General features: G+C 47.8%; 12 protein-coding genes and 1 pseudogene. All 13 read left to right on the top strand.

Annotated elements, in window-relative coordinates:
* Positions 1-611: 611 nt before the first annotated feature.
* The 13 genes and pseudogenes from CX664_RS03515 (at position 612) to CX664_RS26925 (ending at position 9,846) form a co-directional block, all read left to right on the top strand.
* Positions 612-1,001 carry a hypothetical protein gene (locus CX664_RS03515; RefSeq protein ID WP_101745397.1) on the top strand — a complete coding sequence of 130 codons (390 nt, stop codon included), beginning with the start codon at positions 612-614 and terminating at the stop codon, positions 999-1,001.
* Positions 1,002-1,017: 16 nt separating this feature from the next.
* The gene (locus CX664_RS03510) at positions 1,018-2,532 is read left to right on the top strand and encodes an RHS repeat domain-containing protein (RefSeq protein WP_180966362.1); all 1,515 of its coding nucleotides are present in this window, start codon (positions 1,018-1,020) and stop codon (positions 2,530-2,532) included.
* Between the two features lie 448 nt (positions 2,533-2,980).
* Positions 2,981-3,115, top strand: a complete 135-nt coding sequence (locus CX664_RS03500; RefSeq protein WP_101745394.1) for an RHS repeat-associated core domain-containing protein — start codon at positions 2,981-2,983, stop codon at positions 3,113-3,115.
* A gap of 77 nt (positions 3,116-3,192) precedes the next feature.
* Positions 3,193-3,492 carry an IS66 family insertion sequence element accessory protein TnpA gene (gene tnpA / locus CX664_RS03495; RefSeq protein WP_101745393.1) on the top strand — a complete coding sequence of 100 codons (300 nt, stop codon included), beginning with the start codon at positions 3,193-3,195 and terminating at the stop codon, positions 3,490-3,492.
* 2 nt (positions 3,493-3,494) lie between these two features.
* Positions 3,495-3,866 carry an IS66 family insertion sequence element accessory protein TnpB gene (gene tnpB / locus CX664_RS03490; protein WP_101745392.1) on the top strand — a complete coding sequence of 124 codons (372 nt, stop codon included), beginning with the start codon at positions 3,495-3,497 and terminating at the stop codon, positions 3,864-3,866.
* 18 nt (positions 3,867-3,884) lie between these two features.
* Complete coding sequence (gene tnpC / locus CX664_RS03485) at positions 3,885-5,462, top strand: IS66 family transposase (protein WP_219622122.1); 1,578 nt, start codon at positions 3,885-3,887, stop codon at positions 5,460-5,462.
* 18 nt (positions 5,463-5,480) lie between these two features.
* Complete coding sequence (locus CX664_RS03480; protein ID WP_145999794.1) at positions 5,481-6,527, top strand: RHS repeat-associated core domain-containing protein; 1,047 nt, start codon at positions 5,481-5,483, stop codon at positions 6,525-6,527.
* An 11-nt stretch (positions 6,528-6,538) separates the two neighbouring features.
* Positions 6,539-6,892, top strand: coding sequence for a hypothetical protein (locus tag CX664_RS03475; protein ID WP_180966361.1), 354 nt, complete (start codon positions 6,539-6,541; stop codon positions 6,890-6,892).
* A gap of 251 nt (positions 6,893-7,143) precedes the next feature.
* Positions 7,144-7,506, top strand: coding sequence for a hypothetical protein (locus tag CX664_RS03470; RefSeq protein ID WP_101745389.1), 363 nt, complete (start codon positions 7,144-7,146; stop codon positions 7,504-7,506).
* Between the two features lie 77 nt (positions 7,507-7,583).
* Positions 7,584-7,883: an IS66 family insertion sequence element accessory protein TnpA gene (gene tnpA / locus CX664_RS03465; protein WP_101745388.1), complete on the top strand. Its 300-nt coding sequence runs from the start codon at positions 7,584-7,586 to the stop codon at positions 7,881-7,883.
* Between the two features lie 2 nt (positions 7,884-7,885).
* Positions 7,886-8,257 carry an IS66 family insertion sequence element accessory protein TnpB gene (tnpB, locus tag CX664_RS03460; protein ID WP_101745387.1) on the top strand — a complete coding sequence of 124 codons (372 nt, stop codon included), beginning with the start codon at positions 7,886-7,888 and terminating at the stop codon, positions 8,255-8,257.
* A gap of 18 nt (positions 8,258-8,275) precedes the next feature.
* Positions 8,276-9,600, top strand: a pseudogene (gene tnpC, locus CX664_RS03455) (IS66 family transposase); the annotation flags it as partial.
* Positions 9,601-9,630: 30 nt separating this feature from the next.
* Positions 9,631-9,846 carry a transposase domain-containing protein gene (locus CX664_RS26925; protein WP_219622120.1) on the top strand — a complete coding sequence of 72 codons (216 nt, stop codon included), beginning with the start codon at positions 9,631-9,633 and terminating at the stop codon, positions 9,844-9,846.
* Positions 9,847-10,408: the final 562 nt, after the last annotated feature.

The raw sequence follows: 10,408 nt of genomic DNA, 5'->3' as shown, positions 1-10,408 counted from the left end.
GTGGCGGTGGAGCTCCAGGATTCATCGGGAATTGCTGCAAGATTGGAGTTTAGGCACATCCATAGGTACTGCGGCTGGATTTAATTTCCAGACTGGCGTTAAAGGAGATTTGTAATGATCGATACTATATTTCTTTGTATGATTGCTATTCAGGGATGGTTATTATTCAAATACATAAAGAGCCTTACATACATATCAAGCATTGATGAAGATCAAAGAAAACTACTTAGGCTTACAGTTCTTGAGGAAAGTAAACTTACAAGTTATGTGCTACTAAAGGACATTAAATTTTTCTTATGCCTTTTGACAAAGTCATATATGAAATCCGATGTAGAAACATACGTAAAAACTCTATTGAATAGGGCTAGGTGTTATTTACTACTCCAATACCCTGTAGTGGCTGCGATATTTTTACTTCCGGTGATCTTCAAAGGATAAAGGGCAGAACTCCGGGGGGCTTGCATCGTGCATGACTTAACCCCGTTTAATATTTTGACCGCCCACACTGGGTGACAATTGATCTTTAACAATCAGAAATATGTATACCTGAGGTAATTTCTCAAAAAGTGCTGGAAGCAGGATAATTTCGGTCAGTCGTCTATCCTCTCACCATGGCTTTTGTTGGTAACCTGGAACAACGAACCGACAACAGTACCAGCACAGCCCTGGTGGAAACCTTTGATTACGATGGCCTGAACCGGCTGACCCACTCCATGGTGGGAGAGCGGACGGAACGTTATGCCTACGATGGACTGGGAAACATCACCTCAAAAACCGGTGTCGGCACCTACACGTATGGCCAGAATGGTGCAGGCATCCATGCGGTGACTCACACCAGTATTGGTGACATCAGCTATCAGTACGATGCCAACGGTAACATGATCTCTGGCGATGGCCGGACCCTGGAATACAGCACCTTTGACAAACCGGTGCGGATTCAGCAAAACGGGCATACCACGGAATTCCAGTACGACATCAATCGCAGGGGTGGACACCGATAAAAACAGGGACACGACAGTGACCCGCTATGTGGGCAATGTAGAATTTATCACCCGTCCCAGCGGAAACCGTGAAGTCAAACGCTACATCAACGGCGTGGTGATTGATACCAAGACCACAAGAGCGGGCAGCATCACCATCAGCAGTGTGCAACTGCTGTTCAAGGATCACTTGGGCAGTGTCCATACCATTATGAACGGCAACAGCATGATGGTATTGCAGCGCCAGAGCTTTGACCCATTCGGTCTGCGGAGAGACCCTACAAACTGGCAGGTGTTGCTGGAAGAACAGCTCAGCCTGTTCAACACCCAGTACACGACACGAGGTTTTACCGGACACGAACAGCTGGATGAAGTGGGCCTGATCCACATGAATGGCCGGGTGTATGATGCCAAGCTGGGTCGCTTCCTGCAGGCGGATCCATTTATTCAGGCCCTGGGCAATACCCAGAGTTTTAACCGTTACAGTTATGTGCTGAACAATCCGTTGAATGCGGTGGACCCAAGTGGGTATTTCTTCAAGGCTATTAAGAGAGCGTTTAAAAAAATAACCCGTAGAGTGATACGAGCGGTTACCAAAGTCTTTGGGCCGGAAGTCACCAATATGGTAGGAAATATTGTTGCTGGTATCGCCTGTGGCCCAGCAGCACCAGCGTGTGTTGCAACCTGGAACTATGAATTCGGTCGAGCAATGGGAGCCAGTTCGGGGCAGGCGTTTAAGTCAGCGGCAATAGCAGGCGCATCGGTCTGGGCGTTTCAGAGTATCGGGAATCACTTTAGTAAAGGGGGAGTTTTAAAGTTCTCTGATATTGGTTTTTCAACCCAGTTGGCCTGGGCAGGAAGTCATGCCTTGGCAGGCGGAGTAATATCAGAACTGCAAGGTGGTAAGTTTGGTCATGGTTTTATTTCGGCTGGAGTTACCAAGTTTGCTATGGGTTCGGTAGGTTTTATTGACAATAATCATAACGCTTCAGCTGTTGCAGGAAGGACCGCTGTAGCAGCATTTATTGGGGGGACTGTTTCCGAACTGACTGGAGGCAAGTTTGGCAATGGAGCCCGTACTGCAGCTATGGCGCATTTGTTTAATGCTGAAGGTGCGAATATAGCCAAGAATATGTTGGCAAGGGAGCTTGTTTATTGGGATCAAAAAGTTAAGTCCTTACATAGTGCTGTGTCAAACTGGGTAAAAGACTCATTTAGTTTGGCAGCAGATGGAAAGGTATGTGCCGGGCCTTGTATAGGAGGATCGGTAGCAGTGTCTAATAAATACGGCGCTTCTTACACCGTTTTATCAGGTTTTGGTTTGAGAGGTGGAGGTGGTGGTGGCTCTGATTATAATATATTTAGTTTAGGGGCGACTTTTGAGGAGGGCTCGCTTACAACTTTTAATTATCTATCAGGGGCTTTGGGCCCTGTGGGACTGACTCTCAGTCACTCTGCTTTAAATGAAAAATCTGCTTGGAGTCTTGATTTAAATATGAGATACCCCGGCTCAGTGGGCGCTGATGGTGGAACAGGATTAAAAAGATGGTGACTAAATTTCTTATAATATTTACTTTTTTTGTGGCGCTTGTATACGCAATTGTAGGGACGATTCTATCATCCAGGCTCTCAAAATATATTGAGTACGAGGGAGGGTTTCTAAAATTATGGAATATCGTGCAATTTCATATACTTTCAGCTGGAAAACTAGATTTTCAGTTGACGGATGAAACGGCACAGAAATACTTTTATGAACTAAAGAGGTTTATTATTTTTGTAGCGTGTATCTATTTCCCACTATTACTCGTAACTTGCCTCACTGGGGTGATAGTTGGATAAACTATAATCTGGTTCCCACGCTTTGTGTGGGAACCCTTTCTTCTCGTCTTAACAGCCTCATCTGACCGAATTCGTGTTGAAATACGAGCCATCATTCGCCGATCAAGTGAGATCTGTGACAATAGTCAACCTTGCCCACTTTCCCAGTAAGAATAATTCTCATGGATGAAGTGGGCCTGATCCACATGAATGGCCGGGTGTATGATGCCAAACTGGGCCGCTTCCGGCAGGCGGACCCATTTATTCAGGCCGTGGGCAATACCCAGAGTTTTAACCGTTACAGTTATGTGCTGTAAGCGCTTATTTAAGGACGTCTTCAAAACCCATCATCTGTCTGCCACGCTAACCCCTGTTTCAAAAACAGGAGCGAGCCGTGAATCAAAAACAACCAAACCGCCGCACTTCTGAACAGTGGCAAGGCCTCATCGATCAACAGCGGGAAAGCGGCATCAGCCAGAAAGCCTTTTGCCTTTCGCGCAATATCTGCCTGTCAACCTTCACATTGTGGAAGCGCAAACTAAGGCAGGCAACCGAAAGCCCTGATCAACCAGCACAACCAGACCCTGACTGGTTCGAATTTAAAACTGATTTTCACAACACACCATCAGACCTGCCTCCATGGGAAATTGAACTCGAATTACCCGGTGGTGTAACCCTGCGTATGCGGCGTTGATCATGTTTTTTCCTGAATCACAGGTACGGGTCTGGCTTTATAACCGCCCCACCGATATGAGGAAGTCATACAACGGCCTGGTCGCCCTGGTGAAAAATACCCTCGAGGAAGACCCGTTGAGTGGGCAGTTGTTCGTCTTTATCAATCGTCGTCGAAACCAGTGCAAGGTACTGTACTTTGAACGTAGCGGTTACTGCATTTGGAGTAAACGACTGGAGCAGGGTCAGTTTCACTCCCACGCCGGTCAGGCGGTTAAACAGCTGCTGGCATTGACCGACCTGAAGCTGATCATTGACGGTATTGATACCCGTTCTATCCGCTATCACAAACGTTATGTAAAACCTGATACATCAAACAGCAAAACCTCTGAGTAGCAGCTACATTCAAAGGCTATGAATCTACCTGTCCCTGTCAATCAACCCTGTCACCTGCAGCTGCTCCAGCAGTCGCAGGCGCTGTTGCAGGAGCACATATCCGCGAATAAACACCTTAAGCAGGAAAACGAGTCCCTCAAACATCAGCTGGCCTGGTTTAAACAACAGCTGTTCGGTGAAAAATCGGAAAAGAGACTGATAGAAAACCCGGACCAGCTGGCTCTCGGGGAGATCCTCAAGGACATTGAGCATCCAGAGGTTCCGGAAACAGAAATCATCACCTATGAGCGCAGAAAGAAGCACAGGCCGGATGACTGTGTTACCGATCAGGGATTGCGCTTCACGGAAGGTGTACCTGTTGAGCTGATTCATATTCCAGCTCCTGAAATGCAGGGTGAAGACGCCGACCAGTATGAAATCATTGACCATAAATATACCCATCGCCTGGCGCAGCGTCCGGGCAGTTACGTTATTCTGAAATACCAGAGGGACGTCGTTCGCCACAAGGCAGATCAAACCCTGAGCACGGCGGCAGCCCCCAGTGGCCTGTTTGACCGCAGCTTTGCTGATGTGAGCTTTATAGCTGGTCTGCTGGTTGAGAAATACCGCTACCACCTGCCGCTTTATCGTCAACACCAGAGACTGGAAGCCAGCGGTGTCACCGTCAGTCGTGGCACGCTGACCAATCTGGAGCAGCGTGCTGGCCAGTTGTTACAACCTGTCGCCCATGAAGTACTGAACAGCTGCCTTGAAAGTCACACCCTGGCACTGGATGAAACACCGTCGAAAGCTGGGCTGAAATGCAAGGGTAAAATGAAAAAAGGCTACTTCTGGTGCTTTTATGGCGACCACGAAGAAATAGCCTTTATCTACTCCGACAGCCGTTCTTGTGATGTGGTTGAACCTTACCTGAAAGAATTTGAAGGGGTATTACTCACGGATGGCTACCCCGGCTACGCTAGCCTTTGCTCTAAATACCCAAAGATCACTCATGCCGAGTGCTGGACACACAGCCGACGTTATTTCGTCAAGTCAGAAAAAGCGGAACCCGAAGCGACCAAAGAAGCCCTGAAACAGATCGGCGCACTGTACAAGGTTGAAGATGACATCCGTCGTCAGGGGCTGGAAGGCGACGCACTGCGTGATTATCGCCAACAAAAAGCCAAACCCCTGGTTGACCAGTTCTTTGAGTGGAACCGGGAGCAGCTGAGACGGCTTGACCTGGTTCCCAGCAACCCTCTGAGCAAGGCACTGGGCTATGTTCACAAGCGGGAAAAAGAGCTTCAGGTATACCTGAACGATCCAACGGTAGCGATAGACACCAATCATCTTGAACGTGGCCTTCGTTGCATCCCGATGGGTAGAAAGAACTGGATGTTCTGCTGGACGGAAGAAGGCGCAGACGCAGACAATGTTGCCGTGTTCCAGACGCTGATCACCAGCTGCCAGCTGGCAGGCATCGATCCCTACAAATACCTGGTTGATGTTCTCCAACGCATCAGCCTCCACCCGGCCCGTGATATCAGGGAATTGATACCGCGACTCTGGAATGAGAAATTCGGGGCCAATCCATTAAAAGCCGATCTCGACAAGTAGGGGGAGTCTGCTCCCTGCTTGAACGCTTACTATGTGCTGAACAATCCGTTGAATGCGGTGGACCCAAGTGGGTATTTCTTTAAATGGATAAAAAAGAAAGCTAAAAAAATTGTACGAAGTGTCATAAGAACAGTTGCTAAAGTGTTTGGGCCTGAATTGACAAATATGGTTGGAAGTATTGTTTTCGGCTATTTAGGTGGGCCAATAGGTGTAGCGGCCTGGAACTATGAATTCGGTCGAGCAATGGGAGCCAGTTCGGGGCAGGCGTTTAAATCAGCCGCGATAGCGGGTGCATCGGCCTGGGCATTTCAGAGTATTGGACAGCAGTTTAGTCAGACAGGTAGTAACGCAACTTTCTGGACGCGGCAGGGAGGTGTTGCCCATATAGGCACCCACGCCATAACAGGCGGTGTGATATCAGAGCTACAGGGGGGTAAGTTTGGTCATGGGTTTATCTCGGCTGGGTTTACCAAGTTTGCGACAAGCAATATAACCTGGGCGGCGAACGATGATAAGTGGGCTGGTGTTGCTAAACGTACATCCGTTGCATCTCTGATTGGTGGAACAACGTCAGCGTTGACAGGTGGTAAGTTTGCTAATGGTGCGAGAACTGCGGCTATGGCGCATTTGTTTAATGCTGAAAGAAAGGCGCTAAAAGGCTTTTCTGAAGATACATTGAATACCCATACAACAAGGGTTATTACTCGATCAGATGGAATTAAGCAAAGTTATGAGGGATGGTTGCAGGAACAGCTTTATGGAGCATCGGCACAGATGCCTCAGTGCTCAACCTTGTCAGTATACGTGTGCTCAGCCAGTATTTTCATTGGAGGGGAGGTTCCGGACGAATTTTTGAGCCCAGCTGGCAAGCACCTTAGCAGCTATTCTGATGTGCTTGGGCACCTAGAAAAATTTGACGAGTCTGCTGGGAAAATTGGTAGGGTAATGCCTGGATTAAGAAGAGTTATAAATGCAGGAAAGAGTATTACTCATTTCAATGATGCAAAATTGCTCTGTCAGGCAGCCTGTGACTTATATAATCGACGAATGCAAAGTGGGGGGTAAGGATGAAGAGAGTGCTGGAATTGCTGTATTTTATTGTGCTTGCAATTATTTTACTTGATGCTTTCCGGCTATTTTTGTCTGGAGGTCGATTATCTGATGGTATCGTTTTCGCGTTGTTATTCGTCCTGACTGTTTGTTATGGAATAACTTGCGTACAGGATAAGGGAAAGAAAGCAGTTGGTTGGATCATTATCATCTGTAGTTTGACTTATGCTATATCTCAGATGATATTTCCTTTGCTTTTAGTTGATAAAGTTCAGAAATTTCATTTGATATATGGAGGGTTGTATTTGTTAATCTTATCTCCACTAATTATTAGAGGTGGGGCTCTGGTTTTTTTTAGAGATTCTGATATAACAGGTTGAGTACATTTTTTTAGGCTTTTGACTTTGGTCATTTTCCCACGTTAAGCGTGGGAATCCCGGTGTTTGTCAACCTAGGAGGCTGTCCGAGAATTAGCTATTGAAAAAACGAAAGCTTCAGTATTTTCTTGGCTGATCAAATATTGACCTGAATTTAGCCTGTTTTGGGGTAAAAACTGCGATTTCTACCCTTTTTCTTGCCTTTATGCTGCCATTTTAAGCCTTTTTGCTTCTTCAAGACGGATTGATCCCCGGTGTTTGTCAGCAGTGGTATCCGCTACCTTTATAACGAACACGGCTACATGGAAGCCATCCGTGACCTGACCAGTAACCGTGAATGGTACCGGGTCAACACCCTGGATGCCCGTGGTAATGCGACGGTGCAAACCATCGGTGGCCTGCAACAAACCAAATACTACACCCCGAAAACCGGCTTCCTGGAACGCCAGACCGTGGGTGCAGCGGGTATCTATGTACAGGACCTCAACTACCAGTGGGATAGCATCGGTAACCTCTCCGGGCGCGTCGACAAGAGCACCAGCACAACGCTCACGGACACCTTCGGTTACGATGGGCTCAACCGGCTGACCCAATCCACCGTTGGCAACACAACGTAAGCGCTTATTTAAGGACGTCTTCAAAACCCATCATCTGTCTGCCACGCTAACCCCTGTTTCAAAAACAGGAGCGAGCCGTGAATCAGGAACAACCAAACCGCCGCACTTCTGAACAGTGGCAAGGCCTCATCGATCAACAGCGGGAAAGCGGCATCAGCCAGAAAGCCTTTTGCCTTTCGCGCAATATCTGCCTGTCAACCTTCACATTGTGGAAGCGCAAACTAAGGCAGGCAACCGAAAGGCCTGATCAACCAGCACAACCAGACCCTGACTGGTTCGAATTTAAAACTGATTTTCACAACACACCATCAGACCTGCCTCCATGGGAAATTGAACTCGAATTACCCGGTGGTGTAACCCTGCGTATGCGGCGTTGATCATGTTTTTTCCTGAATCACAGGTGCGGGTCTGGCTTTATAACCGCCCCACCGATATGAGGAAGTCATACAACGGCCTGGTTGCTCTGGTGAAAAATACCCTTGAGGAAGACCCGTTGAGTGGGCAGTTGTTCGTCTTTATCAATCGTCGCCGAAACCAGTGCAAGGTGCTGTACTTTGAACGTAGCGGTTACTGCATCTGGAGTAAACGACTGGAGCAGGGTCAGTTTCACTCCCACGCCGGTCAGGCGGTTAAACAACTGCTGGCATTGACCGACCTGAAGCTGATCATTGACGGTATTGATACCCGTTCTATCCGCTATCACAAACGTTATGTAAAACCTGATACATCGAACAGCACAACCTCTGAATAGCAGCTACATTCAAGGGCTATGAATCTTCCTGTTCCTGCCAATCAACCCTCTCACCTGCAGCTGCTCAAGCAGTTGCAGGTGCTGTTGCAGGAACACAAATCTGCGAACGAACACCTGAAGCAGGAAAACGAGTCCCTCAAACATCAGCTGGCCTGGTTTAAACAACAGCTGTTCGGTGAAAAATCGGAAAAGAGACTGATAGAAAACCCGGACCAGCTGGCTCTCGGGGAGATACTCAAGAACATTGAGTCTCCAGAAGTTCCGGAAACAGAAACCATCACCTATGAGCGCAGAAAGAAGCACAGGCCGGATGACTGTGTTACCGATCAGGGATTACGCTTTACGGAAGGTGTACCTGTTGAGCTGATTCATATTCCGGCTCCTGAAATGCAGGGTGAAGACGCCGACCAGTATGAAATCATTGATCATAAATATACCCATCGTCTGGCGCAGCGACCGGGCAGTTACGTTATTCTGAAATACCAGAGGGACGTCGTTCGCCACAAGGCAGACCAAACCCTGAGCACGGCGGCAGCCCCCTCCGGCCTGTTTGACCGCAGCTTTGCCGATGTGAGCTTTATAGCTGGCCTGCTGGTTGAGAAATACCGCTACCACCTGCCGCTTTACCGTCAACATCAGAGACTGGAAGCCAGCGGTATCACCGTCAGTCGTGGCACGCTGACCAATCTGGAGCAGCGTGCTGGCCAGTTGTTACAACCTGTCGCCCATGAAGTACTGAATAGCTGCCTTGAAAGTCACACCCTGGCACTGGATGAAACACCCTCAAAAGCTGGGCTGAAATGTAAGGGTAAAATGAAAAAAGGCTACTTCTGGTGCTTTTATGGCGACCACGAAGAAATAGCCTTTATCTACTCCGACAGCCGCTCCTGTGATGTGGTTGAGCCTTACCTGAAAGAATTTGAAGGGGTATTACTCACAGATGGCTACCCCGGCTACGCTAGCCTTTGCTCGAAATACCCAAAGATCACTCATGCCGAGTGCTGGACACACAGCCGACGTTATTTCGTCAAGTCAGAAAAAGCGGAACCCGAAGCGACCAAAGAAGCCCTGAAACAGATCGGCGCACTGTACAAGGTTGAAGATGACATCCGTCGTCAGGGGTTGGAAGGCGACGCGCTGCGTGATTATCGCCAACAAAAAGCCAAACCCCTGGTTGACCAGTTCTTTGAGTGGAACCGGGAGCAGCTGAGACGGCTTGACCTGGTTCCCAGCAACCCTCTGAGCAAGGCACTGGGCTATGTTCACAAGCGGGAAAAGAGCTTCAGGTTTACCTGAACGATCCAACGGTAGCGATAGACACCAATCATCTTGAACGTGGCCTTCGTTGCATCCCGATGGGAAGAAAGAACTGGATGTTCTGCTGGACGGAAGAAGGCGCAGACAATGTTGCCGTGTTCCAGACGCTGATCACCAGCTGCCAGCTGGCGGGCATCGATCCCTACAAATACCTGGTTGATGTTCTCCAACGCATCAGCCTCCACCCGGCCCGTGATATCAGGGAACTGATACCGCGACTCTGGAAAGAGAAATTCGGGGCCAATCCATTAAAAGCCGATCTCGACAAGTAGGGGGAGTCTGCCCCCTGCTTGGACGCTTACGGTGCATCATCTGGGACAAGAAATATCGCTACTATTGAGGTGTTCTTGGCAACATCACCGCCAAAACCGGTATGGGCTATTGTCGGTTACTCCACTCAGTTTACTCTTACAGGGTTGGAAGACTTTTCGAAGATAAGCAGGAAAAAATCTTGTCATGCTGGTGAGAAATAAAAATGTTAAATTTCAGTATGTTAAATAAAAGTATGATACTTTTTTGTCTGGCTTATGGTGGAAAACAAGCCTAGTTAGGTATTTTAGTATGATACTTTCTTCATCAACACGATTTTTGCCTGCATAAAATCAATAGGTTATATGGCTGAAAGTATGATACTTTTTTGTGAATTTACAGATGTTGTCGGAGGACATTAAAGTTTAGTAAGTAACATTATAGTTTGGTAAATCACATTATAGTTTGGTAAAAACTGAGTCTTCTGCTAGCTTAGGATGGCTAACAGAAGGCTCTTTTTATGTCTGATGCAGAAAAACCTTTAAATAGTGCTTGTCCGAAAACCCATCAGCCCTTGAAAACAGC

The organism is Endozoicomonas acroporae, assembly GCF_002864045.1.
GTDB lineage: Bacteria > Pseudomonadota > Gammaproteobacteria > Pseudomonadales > Endozoicomonadaceae > Endozoicomonas > Endozoicomonas acroporae.
Note: the sequence above shows the minus strand (reverse complement) of the source record. Positions and strands in the feature narration are given on the sequence as shown.

Coding starts and splice junctions, on each gene's coding strand:
- CX664_RS03515 (WP_101745397.1), top strand. CDS start 612: ATGGCTTTTGTTGGTAACCTGGAACAACGAACCGACAACAGTACCAGC.
- CX664_RS03500 (WP_101745394.1), top strand. CDS start 2,981: ATGGATGAAGTGGGCCTGATCCACATGAATGGCCGGGTGTATGATGCC.
- tnpB (WP_101745392.1), top strand. CDS start 3,495: ATGTTTTTTCCTGAATCACAGGTACGGGTCTGGCTTTATAACCGCCCC.
- tnpC (WP_219622122.1), top strand. CDS start 3,885: ATGAATCTACCTGTCCCTGTCAATCAACCCTGTCACCTGCAGCTGCTC.
- tnpB (WP_101745387.1), top strand. CDS start 7,886: ATGTTTTTTCCTGAATCACAGGTGCGGGTCTGGCTTTATAACCGCCCC.
- CX664_RS26925 (WP_219622120.1), top strand. CDS start 9,631: ATGTTCTGCTGGACGGAAGAAGGCGCAGACAATGTTGCCGTGTTCCAG.